The 16,300-nt window shown below is 66.3% G+C and carries 13 protein-coding genes; 3 read left to right on the top strand and 10 right to left on the bottom strand.

The annotated features are described in order from the left end of the window. Positions 1–11 precede the first annotated feature (11 nt). The 6 genes from BLW48_RS13300 to BLW48_RS13275 all read right to left on the bottom strand — a co-directional run bounded on the left by BLW48_RS13300 (position 12) and on the right by BLW48_RS13275 (position 5,806). The gene (locus BLW48_RS13300; RefSeq protein WP_177142332.1) at positions 12–1,766 is read right to left on the bottom strand and encodes a branched-chain amino acid transaminase; all 1,755 of its coding nucleotides are present in this window, start codon (positions 1,764–1,766) and stop codon (positions 12–14) included. Between the two features lie 365 nt (positions 1,767–2,131). Then, positions 2,132–2,824: an aspartate/glutamate racemase family protein gene (locus tag BLW48_RS13295; protein ID WP_093175333.1), complete on the bottom strand. Its 693-nt coding sequence runs from the start codon at positions 2,822–2,824 to the stop codon at positions 2,132–2,134. A 15-nt stretch (positions 2,825–2,839) separates the two neighbouring features. Beyond that, positions 2,840–3,292 carry an Lrp/AsnC family transcriptional regulator gene (locus tag BLW48_RS13290; protein WP_093053860.1) on the bottom strand — a complete coding sequence of 151 codons (453 nt, stop codon included), beginning with the start codon at positions 3,290–3,292 and terminating at the stop codon, positions 2,840–2,842. An 88-nt stretch (positions 3,293–3,380) separates the two neighbouring features. After that, positions 3,381–4,187, bottom strand: a complete 807-nt coding sequence (locus BLW48_RS13285) for an amino acid ABC transporter ATP-binding protein (RefSeq protein WP_093175330.1) — start codon at positions 4,185–4,187, stop codon at positions 3,381–3,383. 1 nt (position 4,188) lies between these two features. Next, positions 4,189–4,992 carry an amino acid ABC transporter permease gene (locus BLW48_RS13280; protein ID WP_093053866.1) on the bottom strand — a complete coding sequence of 268 codons (804 nt, stop codon included), beginning with the start codon at positions 4,990–4,992 and terminating at the stop codon, positions 4,189–4,191. Positions 4,993–5,002: 10 nt separating this feature from the next. Further along, complete coding sequence (locus BLW48_RS13275) at positions 5,003–5,806, bottom strand: transporter substrate-binding domain-containing protein (RefSeq protein ID WP_256216757.1); 804 nt, start codon at positions 5,804–5,806, stop codon at positions 5,003–5,005. Positions 5,807–6,225: 419 nt separating this feature from the next. Here BLW48_RS13275 and BLW48_RS13270 point away from each other — a divergent pair, with 419 nt between their 5' ends. The 3 genes from BLW48_RS13270 (at position 6,226) to BLW48_RS13260 (ending at position 11,116) form a co-directional block, all read left to right on the top strand. Beyond that, positions 6,226–7,368 (top strand): saccharopine dehydrogenase family protein, encoded by a 1,143-nt coding sequence (locus tag BLW48_RS13270; protein WP_093175327.1) that lies wholly within the window; start codon positions 6,226–6,228, stop codon positions 7,366–7,368. Positions 7,369–7,441: 73 nt separating this feature from the next. After that, a complete protein-coding gene (locus BLW48_RS13265) occupies positions 7,442–8,701 on the top strand; it encodes an NAD(P)/FAD-dependent oxidoreductase (RefSeq protein ID WP_093175324.1) in 1,260 nt (419 codons plus the stop codon). A gap of 177 nt (positions 8,702–8,878) precedes the next feature. After that, on the top strand, positions 8,879–11,116 hold the full coding sequence (locus BLW48_RS13260; protein ID WP_093175321.1) for a LamG-like jellyroll fold domain-containing protein: 2,238 nt from the start codon (positions 8,879–8,881) through the stop codon (positions 11,114–11,116). 15 nt (positions 11,117–11,131) lie between these two features. Here the strand turns inward: BLW48_RS13260 and BLW48_RS13255 are convergent, their stop codons facing one another. The 4 genes from BLW48_RS13255 to BLW48_RS13240 are packed head-to-tail and all read right to left on the bottom strand — an operon-like array spanning position 11,132 to position 16,297. Beyond that, positions 11,132–12,616 carry an NAD-dependent succinate-semialdehyde dehydrogenase gene (locus BLW48_RS13255; protein WP_093175319.1) on the bottom strand — a complete coding sequence of 495 codons (1,485 nt, stop codon included), beginning with the start codon at positions 12,614–12,616 and terminating at the stop codon, positions 11,132–11,134. 17 nt (positions 12,617–12,633) lie between these two features. Then, a complete protein-coding gene (locus BLW48_RS13250; protein ID WP_093076886.1) occupies positions 12,634–13,722 on the bottom strand; it encodes a tartrate dehydrogenase in 1,089 nt (362 codons plus the stop codon). Positions 13,723–13,733: 11 nt separating this feature from the next. After that, positions 13,734–15,380: an ABC transporter ATP-binding protein gene (locus BLW48_RS13245; RefSeq protein WP_093175316.1), complete on the bottom strand. Its 1,647-nt coding sequence runs from the start codon at positions 15,378–15,380 to the stop codon at positions 13,734–13,736. Then, entirely contained in the window at positions 15,380–16,297 is a 918-nt protein-coding gene (locus tag BLW48_RS13240; protein ID WP_093175314.1) for an ABC transporter permease, read from the bottom strand. The genes BLW48_RS13245 and BLW48_RS13240 overlap by 1 nt, the downstream gene beginning before the upstream one ends. Positions 16,298–16,300 lie beyond the last annotated feature (3 nt).

Genomic DNA, 16,300 nt, shown 5'->3' with positions numbered 1-16,300 from the left:
TCCTTTTTTCTTCAGCCCGTGCGGCGTTGCTGCGTGGGTGCTGCGGCGTCGATGTGCAGCGGGCAGCGGGTCAGCTTCTCGTCGTTGGTGTCCGTGAAGACGTACTGCTTCCACTCGAGGTCGCCCCGGTGGTAGGTGCCGACGACGTCCGGCGCCGGCTGCCCGTCGTACAGCTCCACCTGCCGGCGGATTCGCTGCCTCACCTTGTCGCCTTCCGGCGTGGGGCCGGCGAGCAGGTCGAAGCCCGCCCGCGGCTGCGTGACCATGGCCAGCGATCGACCGAGATTGCGGCTCTTGCGGTGCCGGTGCGCCGGCGCACTGACGTTGATGAAGAGCGGAACGCCCGCGAAGCACAGGCTCCAGAACGGCTGCTCGGGGTCGGTGGGGATCTCGGGCGGCCACGGTTCGGGATCGTTGTCGACCCAGTCCTGCATCACGTGCCAGGCGGTCTGGTGGTAGTGATCGAGCGCCCGCTCCTGTGCTTCGGGCTTGAACAGGATCACCAGCACGTTCATGGATTCCTCGATCCCCGTCATCACCGAGACCGTCTTCAGGTATTCGCGCAGCCCCTGGCGCACGCGAGCGAGTTCGAGCGGATCGGTGTCGGAGCCCGCGAAGACGAAATGCAACGTGTTCGTGCGGAACGCCGCGCGTGCGAAGTTGCATGGAAACTTGCTCGGCTCCCGCAGGTAGCCGCTGAAATCGTCCAGGCTCGCCTTGGCCCACGGGTAGGCGTTGTCGGCGCTGTCCACCCATTCGATGGCCTCCTGGTGGGTCAGCGTGACCTTGGGCGGAAGTACCGCGGGCGGCGCGGCCACCTCGGTGCACCAGGACGAATATTCCGGGTATCCGCCCGTCACCGTCGTCAGGTAGTGCGCCTGCAGCTGGCGGGTGATGGGCCCCACTTCGCCGTCGCCGATGGGCAGGCGATCGACGGAAGTCACGGGGAGTATCTCGAACAGGGTGCCGCACATCAGGACTTCATCGGAAATCAGCAATTCGGTGCGGTCGATTTCGCGCTCCACGACTTGCAGCCCCAATTTCTCCCTGGCCAGCACGATCAGTGTGTCGCGGGTCAGGCTTTCCAGGATATCGGCGAATGTCGGAGGCGTGATCAAGACGCCGTCCCTGATGATGAAAAGACACGCCGCCGGGCCTTCGGACACCTTGCCCCTGTTATTCAGGATGATTGCGATATCAAAACCGTTATCGCGCGCTTCATTTTGTGCAAGACGGCTGTTTTGGTAATTGGCTGCTACCTTGGCGCGCGGCGGTATGCAGTCGTCGGAAATCCGGCGCCAGGTGGAAATAGCAGCGGCAACGCCTTTTTCTATCTTCGGGGAGCGCGGCAGCGGAATTGCGGTAATGTGCGCGCCCGTGTCTTCGGTAGCGACCAGCGGCTCGCCGGGGCCGGAATATCTGAAATACGTCGACAGGTTGATTTGCGCGTGCGCCTGAAATTCGCAGCGGCTCAGCAGCTCGATCGTCGCCTGCCGGAGCGTTGGCGTATCGAAGCGCGACTTCATCCGCATGATCTTCATCGACTGCTCGAGCCGCTTCAGATGGTCGTCCAGGCGGAAGATGTACGATTTTTTCGTGGATTCGTCCCAATAAGCCCGAAGCCCTTCGAATATGTTTGCACCAAAAAATCCAGCCTGGGTGCGAACATGCAAAGTGCATTGCTCCCAATTGACAAATTCACCGTCCATCCACGCGATGCTGGGGTGCGGTGCTGGAAATATCGATCGACCGGAATTGCTGTCCATAAAATCTCCAGGATATGAAGAAAAGAAAATCCGAGGCGATAAACAGCCTTCGGCATCAGTTGGGCCAAAAAAGTCCCTGTCGGGATTGGTGATTTGTCGAATTAAATAAAAAGGATTAATTGTCCGGATTTGCTCTAAAAGAAGATTGAAGAATAAAAACAATTGAAGCCGAGCGGATCGTACGGTGCCTTGTCGAAGGCATTCCATTTACGGTTCAAATCGTTATAAATAACTGTATTGGCACCAAAGTGGGGGCTGTATTGGTGGCGCAATTCGGCCGTTGGCGCTGCCCGGGCTGCCGCCGATGGCGTGCCCGCAGTCAGGAATTCAGGGGGTGGAAGAGGCGGCCGGCTTGCGGCGCGCCTTTACTTGCTGTGGGGCTTCCCGCGCCCCGCCCAACGCGCGACCAGCAGCGTTTCGATGTCGTGCACGCGCCGCCCTGTCGCGCGCGCAATCGTCTCGCGGTAGGGCGGCATGTTGGTGCACTCGAGCACGATGTCCTCGACCGATGGCGACAGCTCCACGAGGCGGCATGCGGCATCGACCACATTCCGGCCGGCCTCTTCGAGGTCGAGCTGCGTTTCGTTGTGGAGGATGCGTCGATGGAATTCGCACCCCGGCTCCACGCCCTGCACGGGCGTCGCCTGCGGCACGCCGGCCATGGCCAGGATGGCGGGGCTCAGTGAAGCCGCATCGAAGGTCAGGACGCCCGGCCGCGCGAAGTCCTTGCACTGCAGCAGGCTCGAAGTGACGACGGGAACGGGCACCGCGTCGGCCAGCGTGTCCTGGTAGGCGGCCAGAAAGCCGCAGCTGGTCGTGATCATCCCCGCGCCCTTGTCGACCATCGCCCGCGCGGCATCGACGAAAGGCTGCAGCAGCGCAGGGTCGGCCTGCTTCACGATGCGCTCGGGCGAAGCGCCCGTGACCACATGGAACCGCACTGGAATGCCGTGCCGGCTGAAGGTCTCAGGGTTGCCGATGTCGCCCGGCGGCCGCGGAAAGCGCGTGTCGAGCATCAGCACGCCAAGGAAGGCACCGGCGTCGCGGGTCGTTGTCATCGTGGGGGCCTGCCGTCACTCCACTGTGCTGCGGCGATCGATCTTGCGGCTCAGCACGATCGAGGTCTGCGTCTGGTTGACGCCGTCAATCTGTCCCATCTGGTCGAGAAGGGTGTCGAGCTGTTCGGGGCTGCTGCACCGGAGCAGGACCATGTAGTCGAACTGGCCGCTCACGGCCCACACTTCTTCCACTTCGGGCAAACGCCCGAGCGCCTTGATGATCACGGGGGCGCTCTTCGCATTGACGCTGAGGCCGCAGAAGGCCCGCACCGCAGCCTGCTCCAGCCGCTGGCCGAGGCGCACCCCGTACCCCGAGACGATGCCATCGCGCTCCAGCCGCGCGATGCGTGCGACCACGGTGGTCCTGGCGACCTTGAGCTTGCGCGCGAGGTTGGCGGCGGGCTCGCGGGCGTTGGCTTGCAGCAGCGTCAACAGGTGACGGTCCAGGTCGTCGAGTCGTAGGTCCATGGCGGCCCTGCAGCGGAAATGAGTGGATTGTGCCGCCGCGTCGCGGCCGTCGTACGCTGAGATCTCGATGGCGGGGACCATCGCCCGCTTACGCCACGGCCGTGACGACGTTGCTGCTGCTGGCGGCTTCCGACGAAGCCTTGAAGCGCCCGAGGAAGGCGCGCGTCGATTCCTGCTGCGGGTTGTCGATCACCACGCCCGGCGGGCCGCATTCGGCGACGACGCCGTCGCGCATGAAGATCACCTGGTCGGCCACTTCGCGCGCAAAGCCGATCTCGTGCGTCACGAGGATCATCGTCATGCCTTCGCGGGCCAAGCCCTTGATGACGTTGAGCACTTCGCCGACCAGTTCCGGGTCGAGCGCGGAGGTCGCTTCGTCGAACAGCATCACCGTGGGCTTCATCGCCAGCGCACGCGCGATCGCAACGCGCTGCTTCTGTCCGCCCGACAGCTTGTCCGGGTAGTAGTCGGCCCGGTCGAGCAGGCCGACCTTCGCCAGCAGCGCGCGCGCCTCGGCCTCGGCCTGCGCCTTGGGCGTCTTCAGCACGGTGACCGGTCCTTCCATCACGTTGCGCAGCGCGGTCATGTGAGGGAAGAGGTTGAAGTGCTGGAACACCATGCCGGTCGAGGCCCGGAAGCGCGCAAGGCTGCGCTCGCTGGGCAGCGTGGTGCGCGCGCCGTCGAACTCGATGGTCTGCTCGCCGACCGTGATGCGCCCGGCGTTCGGTATCGACAGCAGGTTGATGCATCGCAGCAGCGTCGACTTGCCCGAGCCCGAGGGCCCGATCATCGCGACCACCTGGCCGCGTTCGATCTGCAGCGAGATGTCTTTCAGCACGACGTTCTGCCCGAAGGCCTTCTTCAGGTTGGCGATTTCGATCAGGGGGCTGGCCATGTCAAACCTCTTTCGGGCCGGAGCCGAATTCCATGCGCTTGGCCCAGATCGTGATGGGCAGCAGAACCGCGAAGTACGCGATCGCGATGAAGGTGTAGAGCTCCAGCGGCCGGTAGGTGTCGTGCGCGATGACCTGGCCCTGGTAGAGCAGGTCGGGAACGGCCAGCACCGACAGCAGCGAGGTGTTCTTCAGCTGCATGATCGACTGGTTCATCAGCGGCGGCACCATCTTCTTGAACGCCTGCGGAAGGATCACGCGCCGCAGCAATTGCAGCCGCGTCATGCCCAGCGCCTTGGCGGCTTCGGTCTGGCCGGCGTCGATCGAGATGATCCCGCCGCGCACGATCTCCGAATAGAAGGCCCCGCCGTAGAGCGACAGGCACAGCGTGGCGGCCACGACCGCCGACATCTCGAGCCCGGTCAGCACCGGCAGCGCGTAGTAGAACCACACGAGCTGCACCAGCACCGGCGTGCAGCGGAAGACTTCGATGTAGGCGCGCAGCGGCGCGGTGATGAGCGGGTTGCTCGACAGCCGGCCCAGGCCCGTCACCAGGCCGACGAACAGCCCCAGCACCACGCAGATCACCGTGAAGAGCAGGGTGTAGAGCAGGCCCGACACCAGCAGGCTGCGGTATTTCCAGAGCACGCCGAAGTCCCAGTCGTAGCTGCCTGCACCGCCTCCCAGGGCTCCGCCCGAGAAGTGCTTCAGGGCCGCCCAGGCGCCCGCCAGGGCCAGGACGATCAGCAGGGCCGTGCCGAGCTGGGAGCGGCTCTTCGGCTCGCTCGAAGATTCCACGCTGTCCATCGGGGCGTCCTCAGAACTTGATTTCGGGCGGGAAGGCACTGGCGGGCACGCCCGCGAGTTTCTCCATGTTCTTCAGGATGACGCTGCGGACTTCGCCCTTCGCGCGGACATCGGCCAGCCAGGCGTTGACGGCCTTCTGCATGCCGGTGTCGGTTTCCTTGCGCAGGCCGATGCTCACCGGCGCGGTGTAGACCGGCTGCGGGATGTACATGGTGCCGATGGAGCCGCGCTTGGCGAGCAGCGGCTGGGCCAGCAGGATCACCAGCACCTGGCAATCGGAGCGGCCGGCCTGCAGCGACATCGTGGCGGCGCCGGAGTTTTCCAGGCGCGAGACATCGGCCTTGGGCAGCACGCGCGTTGCCAGCTGGTCGTGGCTGGAGCCGACGTCCACCACGATCTTCATGTCGGGCGAGTTCAGCTGCTCCCAGGTCTTCTGCGGAATGCCCTTCTTGCACACCACCGTGTAGGTGTTGTCGAAGAGCGTGTCGGAGAAGCCCACCACTTCCTTGCGGGCCGGCGTGGGGGCCATGCCGAACATGGCGTCGATCTTGTTGGACTGCAGGTCGAGCACCGCGTTGCCCCACGTGGTCTCGACGTATTCGACCTTGGCGCCGAGCTTCTGCCCCAGGCTTTCCGCGAAGTCGGGGCCGAAGCCTTCCCACTTGCCGGTGGTGATGTCCTTGGCGAAATACGGAATGGCGCCTGCGACGGCGCCGACGCGCAATACCTTGGTGCGCTGCACCCGGGCCAGCGAGCTTTCTGCTGATTCCTGCGCAAAGGCCGAGCCCAGCGCGCAGACGGTTGTCACAGCCACGAGGGCACGGAAAAGGATTCGTTTGGTAAGCACGTTCACTCCAAGCAAGAAGCTCGCCATAAAAAGAAAAGGAAAGTATCGCTTCCCAGCCCGAGTCCGAGTCTAGAAGTGCGGACTGTCACAAGCAACGCGGCACATCGTCAGGACGACGGATTTCTCTCGTCATACCGTCAGAGTCTTCGGCGATATGCAGTCTGCCGCGTCGTTTCGACGGTTTAGGCCGGGCATGCGGCGCTTCGTTGCGCGCGGCGACTTCAGGCCTGGAAGTCATTGCCCCTGTGCCGACAGGCCAAGCTGACGAACGGCGTCGTCGTATCGACGAAGCGCGCAGCCCTTTCGCCGATCTGCTCTCTATCAACTGCCAGGACTCACTTTTACAGTTCTTTTACAGGGCAACGGTGCCCCGCAGGAGAAATGAAATGACCAAAGTGAAGATCGAGAAAGTCCTGGTTCTGGGTGCCGGCAAGGTCGGCAGCACCGTGGCCGACATGATTGCGGAATACCACCGCCTGCCCGTGACGCTGGCCGACGTGAGGCCGGGCCGCGGCGACGAAAACGACCCGCTGGTGCAGCGCATCGCGCTCGACGTGGAGAGCACCGAAGACCTGCGCACCACGTTGCGCGCGCACTCGGTGGTGATCAACTGCCTGCCGTTCTTCCTCGCGCAGCGCGTGGCCACCGAGGCTGCTGCATGCGGCGTGCATTACTTCGACCTGACAGAGGACGTGGCGGCAACCAAGGCCATCCGCGAGATCTCGAAGACGGCGACCTCGGTCCTCATGCCCCAGAGCGGCCTGGCGCCCGGCGTGATCGGCATGCTCGGCGGCTACCTCGCAAGCCGCTTCGACGAGCTCTACGACCTGCGCCTGCGGGTGGGCGCACTCACGCGCAATGCCACCAACAGCCTGCGCTACAACTTCACCTGGAGCATCGACGGCGTCATCAACGAGTACTGCAACCCGTGCGACGCCATCGTGAACGGCCAGCTGGTGTCGGTGCAGCCGATGGAAGGGCACGAGACCTTCACGCTCGATGCCGAAGCCTTCGAGGCCTTCAACACCTCAGGCGGCCTGGGCACGCTGTGCGAGACGCTCGAAGGCAAGGTCCGCAATCTCGACTACAAGACCATCCGCTATCCCGGCCATCGCGACGCGATGAACTTCCTGCTGCACGACCTGCGCCTGATCGAGCGGCGCGACCTGCTGCGCCAGGTGCTCGAGCATGCAGTGCCGCACAGCCGCGAAGACGTGGTGATCCTGTTTGCATCGGCCTCGGGCATGCGCAATGGCCGCTTCGAGCAGGAGACGCGCGTCGGGCGCGTGTTCGGAGCGCCGCTGCGCGGCAAGGACCGCACCGCCATCGAGCTGACCACGGCCGCCGGCGTCGTCGGCGTGTTCGAACTGCTGCGGCAGGGCCAGCTTCCCGCGCACGGTTTCGTCGGGCAGGAGCAGGCGCCGCTCGGGCAGTTCCTTGCGACCAAGGTCGGCCACTACTACCAGGGCCTGGGCGTGGCGTCGTTCGCTCCCGCGCCAAGGCCCAAGGGCGAGCCTGCGCACGCCTGATCGATCCGTCCATCTGCAGGCCGGGGACGTCGCGTACCAGGCCTGGCCCTCGCCGCCGACGAAAATCGAGGGAATGAACAAGAACACTGTTGCCATTCTGGGCGCCGGCATCGTCGGCGTGTCGTGCGCCCTCGAGCTTCAACGCAGAGGGCATGAGGTCACGCTGTTCGACCGCACTGCCCCGGGCCGCGAGACCTCGTATGGCAACGCCGGGGTGATCGCACGCAGCTCGCTGATGCCGTTCAATCATCCCGGGCTGTGGTCGGTACTGCCGAAGCTGTTGAAGAACACCGCGGCGAGCTTTCGCTACGACCCCGCGTTCCTTGCGATGAATCTTTCGTGGGCCGTGCGCTTTCTCGCCAGCGCGCGCGCCAGCGTGTTCCAGGAGACCACTACCGCGCTGGATGCGCTGATCAGGCTCTCGACGTCGGAACACCGGCGCCTGCTCGTCGAAGCAGGGGCGGCGCATCGCCTGCGCACCAACGGGTGGCTGTTTCTCTACCGCAGCGAAGAAGGCTTTGCCGGCAGCCGTCTTTCGCGCGAGACCTTCGATCGCTTCGGCGTCGCCACGCGCGTGCTGGATGCGAAAGAGCTCTCGGACCTCGAGCCTCATCTGAAGCCTCTCTTTCCGCGCGCGCTGTGGATCCAGGACACCGATTCAGTGGACAGCCCGGGCCGCGTCGTGGAGGCGTACGCCAGGCTTTTCGTCTCGCGCGGAGGGCAGATCAGGCAGGCGTCGATCAGCGGGATCGGCTACTCCGATTCAGCCGATGCCTGGCAGCTCCGCGAGGAGGGCGGCGCGGTGCACGAGGCGTCGAAGGTCGTGCTCGCACTGGGGCCGTGGACCCGGGAGTTCGCGAAGAAGTCGCTCGGCATTTCCGTGCCGATGGCGTTCGAGCGCGGCTATCACATGCACTACAGCGCGGTGGGCAACGCCTCGCTCGGACGACCCGTGTACGACACCGGCGGCGCCTATGTGCTGTCGCCCATGGAGCAGGGCCTGCGGCTTTCCACCGGCGTGCAGCTCGCGCAGCGCGATGCGCCGAAGAACCTCGTTCAACTCGAACTTGCGGAACGCGCGGCACGCGAAGCTTTCCCGCTGGACAGCCGCCTCGAACCGGAGGCCTGGATGGGAAGCCGGCCCACATTGCCGGACAGCCGGCCGATCGTCGGCGAATGCCCACAGCGTCCCGGCCTGTGGCTTGCATTCGGCCATCAGCACATCGGCTTCAACACCGGTCCGGGAACGGCCCGCCTGCTGGCATCGCTGATGCACGGCGAGCCTTGCGACATCGATCCGCTGCCGTTCGCGCCCGGCCGCCTTCTTCGATAGCCGACATTTCTGGCGCCGTCGCAAGCCGCCTGTGACATCAATGTCATGGGATTGCGCGATTCGCCAACGCAATCCAGGCCGAATGCATTCATCCGTGCTACCAATGGCACGCGTTTGCACGGCGCAAAGCGAATGGCATGCATGTTGCTGAATTAAATTTTTACAAAAATTCGGCAGATGGCAAATTCGTTGGACGACAAGAACGGCTTCTCCCTGGACCGCCGCGTATTTTTTCTTGGCACGGCAAGCGCCCTCGCATTGGGAACAACAGCTTGCGGCGGTGGGGGAGGCGGTGGTTTCTCGATGGCGGCGGGCTCTGGCGCCGCACAGCAGGGAACGGCCGCGGCGACGTCGGCCGATGCAGTGGCCGTTGCCGATGTCGTTGTCCCCGAATCGACGACTCCATCCGTGGAGGCGCGCAAGTTCGTCCACCCCGGCCTGCTGCACACCGAAGCCGACTTCGAGCGCATGCGCCAGAAGGTCAATGACAAGGCGCAACCCTGGCTCGACGGCTGGAACGCATTGACGGGCAATGGCCGCGCGCAGCTTGGTGCGAAGCCGCGCCCGCTGGCCACCGTGATCCGCGGCGGCGACGACTCCAACTTCGCGCAGATGTACATCGACATCGCGCGCGCCTATCAACTGGCCCTGCGCTGGAAGGTCTCGCAGGACACGCGCTATGCCGATCTGGCCGTGGTCTTCCTGAACGAATGGTCGTCCACGCTGACCACGCTCACCGGCAATGCGGACCGCTTCCTGGCCGCCGGCATCTACGGCTACCAGTTCGCCAATGCGGCCGAGATCATGCGCACCTACGAGGGCTGGGCGGCCGCCGATTTCGCGCGCTTCCAGAACATGATGCTCACCGTGTTCTATCCGCTGAACCACAGCTTCCTGACCAACCACAACGGCGCCCAGATCACCAACTACTGGGCCAACTGGGACCAGTGCACCCTGGCCGCGATGCTGGCCATCGGCGTGCTGTGCGACCGGCAGGACATCTACGACGAGGCGATGAGCTACTACAAGACCGGCCAGGGCAACGGGGCCGGCCTGGAGGCGGTCTACCAGGTGCATCCGGGCTACCTCGGCCAGTGGCAGGAGAGCGGGCGCGACCAGGGGCACTGCACCCTGGGCATCGGCCTGGCGGGCGCGTTCCACGAAATGGCGTGGAACCAGGGCGACGACACATACGGCTACGAGAACAACCGCTTTCTCGCCGGCGCCGAGTACGTGGCGAAGTCCAACCTGCGCGACAGCAACGGCGACTTCTACACCGTGCCCTTCTTCACCAACATCAACAAGCAGGGCACGCAGTCGGTGCTGTCGACTGCCGGCCAGGGGCACCGGCGCGGCATATGGGAAAGCGTGCACAACCACTACGCGAATCGCCTGGGCATCGCGACGCCCTACACCGCCCTGCAGGTCGCGCAGATGTACCCTGAGGGGGACGGTGGCAACGGCGACCAGTTGGGCTTCGGCACGCTGACCTTCACGCGCGATCCGCTCGCGGCACCGGGAAAGCCGAGCGGGCTCACGGCCCGGGTGCGCGGCACGCAGGTGGTGCTGTCATGGTGGGGCTGCCCCGACGCGCAGAGCTATTCGGTCAAGCGCGCGAGCACCGCGGGCGGGCCGTACGCCACCATCGCCCCGGACATCACCGACACGCTCACGTTCACGGACAGCAGCGTCGTTGCCGGAGAAGTCTGGTACTACGTGATCGTTGCGGTAACCGCGTCGGGAGAGAGCGCTGCCTCCAACGAAGAGAGGGCCGCGATCAAGGCCGAGCTGCTGATGCAGCTCAAGTTCGATGAAACGAGCGGCACCACAGCTGCCGACGCGACCGGCCGGTTCGGCGCCAGCGCATTGCAAGGCGGCGCGGCCTGGGTTGCCGGACGCGAAGGCAATGCAGTTGTGCTCGACGGCAAGGCCGGCAGCTATGTCGCCCTGCCTGCGGGCGTGGTGTCGAAAGACCTTGCCGACTTCAGCATCACCGCATGGTTGTACATCGACAGCCTCGCGACGTGGTCGCGGGTCTTCGACTTCGGCTCCGGCGAGCGCCGCTACATGATGCTGACCGCCCGCAGCAACAGCGGCACGCCGCGTTTCGCGATCTCCACCGTCCACGGCTACAACGAGCAGGTGATCGACGGATCGGCGGCGCTGCCGACCGGCAAGTGGGTGCACGTTGCGGTGACCGTGTCCGGCGCGCTCGGCACCTTGTACGTGGACGGCGTCGAGGCCGGCTCCAACGCGCAGATGAGCCTGGGGCCCTTCGACCTCGGCTCGACGACGCAGAACTGGCTGGGGCGTTCGCAGTTCTCCGGCGATTCGTATCTCAAGGGGCGCATCGACGACTTCCGCATCTACAGCGGCGCGCTGGGCAGCGCGGACGTGGCGGCGCTGGCCCAGTAGGCGATCCGGTAGCGTCTAGCCCAGCCCGCCCTGGCAGACATACTTGATGTGCATGTAGTCCTCCAGGCCATGCACCGAGCCTTCGCGGCCGTAGCCCGATTCCTTCACGCCGCCGAAGGGCGCGGCCTCGGCCGCCAGAGCGCCTTCGTTGATGCCGACAATGCCCGACTCCAGTGCATCGGCCACACGCGAGATGCGGCGCACGTCGGTCGAATAGAAGTACGCCGCGAGCCCGAAGGGCGTGTCGTTGGCGGCGGCAATCACTTCGGCCTCGGTCTCGAAGCGCATGACGGGCACCACGGGGCCGAAGGTTTCCTCGCAGCTGCATTCCATCGTTGAGTCGGCATTCACCAGCACGGTGGGCGCGTAGTAGTTGGGGCCGTCGCAGCGCGCATTGCGTAGCCGCTCGCCGCCGACCACGATGCGCGCGCCCCTGGAGACGGCGTCGCGCACATGGCGCTCGATCTTGTCGACCGCGCGCGCGTTGATCATCGGGCCGATCTGCGAGTCTGGCTCGGTAGCCGGGCCCACGCGCAGCGCACCGACCCGCGCGGCCAGTTTGTCGACGAATGCATCGTGCACCCGGGCCTGCACGAACACGCGGTTCGGGCACACGCAGGTCTGGCCGCCGTTGCGGAACTTGGAGGCCATCAGGCCTTCCACCGCGGCGTCGATGTCGGCGTCGTCGAACACGATGAAGGGCGCATTGCCGCCGAGCTCGAGCGAGAGCTTCTTCAGCGTGTCGGCCGAAGCCCGCGCCAGGTGCTTGCCCACAGGCGTCGAGCCGGTGAAGCTGATCTTGCGCACGCGCGCGTCGGCCAGCCACACGTCCACCACCTCGGGCGTGCGTTCGCGCGATGCGGTCACGATGTTGAGTACGCCGGCAGGCACGCCCGCTTCCTGCGCCAGCTTCACGAGGGCCAGCGAGGTCAGCGGCGTGTCTTCGGCCGGCTTGCACACCACCGTGCAGCCCGCCGCGAGGGCCGGCGCGATCTTGCGCGCGATCATGGCCGCCGGAAAATTCCACGGCGTGATCGCCGCGACCACGCCCACCGGCTCCCTCAATGCCAGCATGCGGCGGCCCGTTACCGGCGTGGGAATCACTTCGCCGTTGGCGCGCGTGGCCTCTTCGGCAAACCACTCGACGTAGCTGGCCGCGTAGGCGATCTCTCCGATCCCCTCGGCCAACGGCTTGCCCTGTTCGCGCGAGACCAGGCGGCCCAGGTCTTGCTGATGCGCCAGCATCAGGTCGTTCCAGCGCTTGAGGATCTGCGCGCGCTGCTTGGCAGGCACCGCACGCCATGCGGGGAAGGCCGCGTGCGCGGCATCGACGGCTGCGCGTGCGTCGGCGGCCGTGCCGTCGGGCACGCTCGCGAAGACGGCGTCGGTGGCGGGGTTGGTCACGTCGAGGCGGCGGGCGTCGCCGGCCTCGCGCCAATCGGCGCCGATGAGCTGGCGGCCGGGCATCAGGTCTTTGTGTTCGAGTTCGAGTGTCGTCATGGTCGAAAAGTCTTTCTTCAGGCCGCCGCGACGCGCTCTGCAATCGCGATGCCCACTTCGGTGGTGCTTGCCGAGCCGCCGAGGTCGCGCGTGCGCGGACCGTCGCGCAGCACCGCCTCTATCGCGCCCAGGATCGCGTCGTGCGCCGCGCGGCCCGCGCCTTGCCCCTGCGTGAGGAAGTCCAGCATCAGCGCGCCCGACCAGATCATTGCGATCGGGTTGGCGATGTTCTGGCCGTAGATGTCGGGCGCCGAGCCGTGCACCGGCTCGAACAGCGACGGAAACTTGCGCTCGGGGTTCAGGTTGGCCGACGGCGCAAGGCCGATGGTGCCGGTGGTCGCGGGCCCGAGGTCGGAGAGGATGTCGCCGAACAGGTTGCTCGCCACCACCACGTCGAAGCGCGTGGGCTGCAGCACGAAGCGCGCCGACAGGATGTCGATGTGCTGCTTGTCGACCGTCACGTCAGGAAAGTCGAGGCCCACCGCGTCGGCGCGTCCGTCCCACCAGGGCATGCTGATCGCGATGCCGTTGCTCTTGGTGGCCACCGTCAGGTGCTTGCGCTTGCGCGCTCGCGCGGTCTCGTAGGCGTACCGCAGCACGCGGTCGGCGCCGTGGCGCGAGAAGACCGATTCCTGGATCACGATTTCGCGCTCGGTGCCCTCGTACATCACGCCGCCGAGGGAGGTGTATTCGCCCTCGGTGTTCTCGCGCACCACGAGGTAGTCGATGTCGCCGGGCTTGCGGCCGGCCAGCGGGCAGGGCACGCCCTCGAACAGGCGCACCGGACGCAGGTTGATGTACTGGTCGAACTCGCGGCGGAACTTCAGCAGCGATCCCCAGAGCGAGACGTGGTCGGGCACGGTCGCGGGCCAACCGACGGCGCCGAAGAACAGTGCGTCGACGCCCTTGAGCTGTTCCTTCCAGTCGTCCGGCATCATCTGGCCGTGCGCTGCGTAGTAGTCGGCGCTGGCCCAGTCGATGGTGCGGCAGTCGAGCTCGAAGCCGAAGCGCTCCGCGGCGGCCTGCACCACGCGCAGGCCCTCGGGCATCACTTCCTTGCCGATGCCGTCGCCGGCAATCAGCGCGATGCGGAAGGTCGGTGTCATTTCGGTCTTTCTCATGATGTGAGGGCCGTGGCGCGGTCCACGTGATTCGCGCGGTCCATCTCGTCGAGCCAGCCCTGGCGCAACTCGGGGACCGAGCGCGCCAGCAGCTCGTAGTAGGGGTGGTGCGGGCCGCGGTCGTAGTCGGCGCGCGCCACCTGCGCGAGCTTGCGGCCGTGCTGCATCACGACGATTTCGTCGCACACGGCGCGCACCGTGTGCAGGTCGTGGCTGATGAAGAGGTAAGACACGCCGAGCTCGCGCCGCAGCTCCGCCATCAGGTCCAGCACCGCCGCGCCGACCACGGTGTCGAGCGCTGATGTGACTTCGTCGCACAGGATCAGGTCGGGGTCGGCCGCGAGCGCGCGCGCCAGGTTCACGCGCTGCTTCTGCCCGCCCGACAGCCCGCCCGGCAGGCGACCGGCCACGGTCTGGGGCAGCTTCACCAGATCCAGCAGTTCGCGGATGCGCCTCTGCAGCGGTTCGCCGCGCAGGCCTTTGTAGAACTCCAGCGGCCGCGCCAGGATGCGCTCGATGGTCTGCGATGGGTTCAGCGCCGTGTCGGCCATCTGGAACACGATCTGGATGCGGCGCAGTTCGTCGCGCTCGCGCTGCTGCAGCGTGGGCTTCAGTTCGCGGCCGTGGAACAGCACGCTGCCATGGCTGGGCTTCAGCAGGCCCGCCACCGCGCGCGCCAGCGTGGTCTTGCCCGAGCCCGATTCGCCGATCACGCCGATTGCCTGGCCGCGGTACAGCTTCAGGTCGATGTCCTGCAGGATCGGCTTGGCCGGGCGTCCCTGCGCATCCACCGGGCCGTAGCCGGCCGAGAGCTGGCGCACTTCGAGCAGCAGTTCGCGGCCATCGTCGGTTGCCCCGGCTGAAGCACGCGGCACCGGCCGCGCGGCGGCCAGCAGGCTCTTCGTGTATTCGTCGGCCGGCGCGGTGAGGATCCGCCCGGTCGCGTTCATCTCGCGCATGCGGCCGTTGCGCAGTACCAGGATGTGGTCGGCCATCTGCGCCACCACCGCCAGGTCGTGGCTCACGTACACCGCGGTGGCGCGGCGCTCGCGCACCACGCGGCGGAAGGCGCGCAGCACTTCGATCTGCGTGGTCACGTCGAGCGCGGTGGTCGGCTCGTCGAGGATCACGAGGTCGGGGTCGCCGATCAGCGCCATCGCCGCCATCAGCCGCTGCAGCTGGCCGCCCGACACCTGGTGCGGATAGCGCGTGCCGATGCTTTCCGGATCGGGCAGCGCCAGTTCGCGAAACAGCTGCACCGCTTTCGCCTCGGCTTCGGCCCGCTTGCACAGGCCGTGGATCACGGTCGGCTCGACCACCTGGTCCATGATCGTGCGCGAAGGGTTGAAGGAGGCCGCCGCGCTCTGCGCGATGTAGGCCACGGTGCGCCCGCGCAGCGCACGCTGTGCGCGGGCATCGAGCGCCAGCACGTCGGTGTCGCCGATCTGCACCCTGCCTGCCGAGATGCGGCAGCCGTGGCGTGCATAGCCCATCAGCGCCAGCGCAGTGGTGGTCTTGCCGGAGCCCGACTCGCCGATCAGCGCCAGCACCTCGCCGGGCTGCACGGAGAAGCTCAGGTTGTCGACCAGCGTGCTGGCGCCAGCGCAGATGCTGAGGCCCTGGACTGTGAGTGGTGCTCCCATCAGCGTGTTCCTTTTTCTCGCGCGGCGCCGCCGGGCAGGTTGTCGATGACGAGGTTGACCGCGATGGTCAGGCTCGCGATGGCCAGCGCCGGCACGATCACCGAGGCGCCGCCCATGGCCAGCGCGCCGATGTTCTCGCGCACCAGCGATCCCCAGTCGGCGGCCGGCGGCTGTATGCCCAGGCCGAGGAAGCTCAGGCTCGCCAGCAGCAGCACGGTGTAGACGAAGCGCAGGCCCAGGTCGGCCAGCATCGGGCCGACGATGTTGGGCAGGATCTCGCGCAGCATGATGTAGAGCGTGCCTTCGCCGCGCGTGCGCGCCACGGTCACGTAGTCGAGCGCGTTGATGTTCACGGCCAGCGAGCGCGCGATGCGGTAGGCGCCGGGCACGTAGATGATGGCCGCGGTCAAGACCAGCATTGGCACCGAGGAGCCGAAGCCCGCCACCATGATGAGCGCGAACATCTTGCTCGGGATTGCCGTGAGGGTGTCGAGGCAGCGGCTGAGCGTTGCGTCGATCCAGCGGCCGCTGGCTGCTGCCAGCAGCGCCAGCACGGTGCCGGTGCCGCTGGCCACGAGCGTGGCGAGCAGCGCGACGCCGACCGTGTAGCGCGCTCCTTCGATCACGCGCGCCAGCATGTCGCGGCCGAGGTAGTCGGTGCCGAGCCAATGCGCCGCGCCGATCGGCATGAAGACGTTCGAGGTGCCGGTGGATGCCGTGCTGTACGACAGCAGCCAGGGGCCGAACACCGCCGCGAGCATCCAGAAGAGCAGCACCGCGAGGCCGAGCAGGCCGGAGACGCCGAAGCCTGCGAGCCAGTGCAACCGGCCGCGCTTCGGCTCGGGCGGCGGCGCGGCCGCGATGGAGGCCATGGCGTTCACAGCCGGAGAAGAGGAGGGGGAGGTGGACGATTCCATGCT

Source organism: Variovorax sp. YR266, from assembly GCF_900107295.1.
In the GTDB taxonomy this organism is placed as follows: domain Bacteria; phylum Pseudomonadota; class Gammaproteobacteria; order Burkholderiales; family Burkholderiaceae_C; genus Variovorax.
This window is presented reverse-complemented; position numbering and strand designations above follow the sequence as displayed.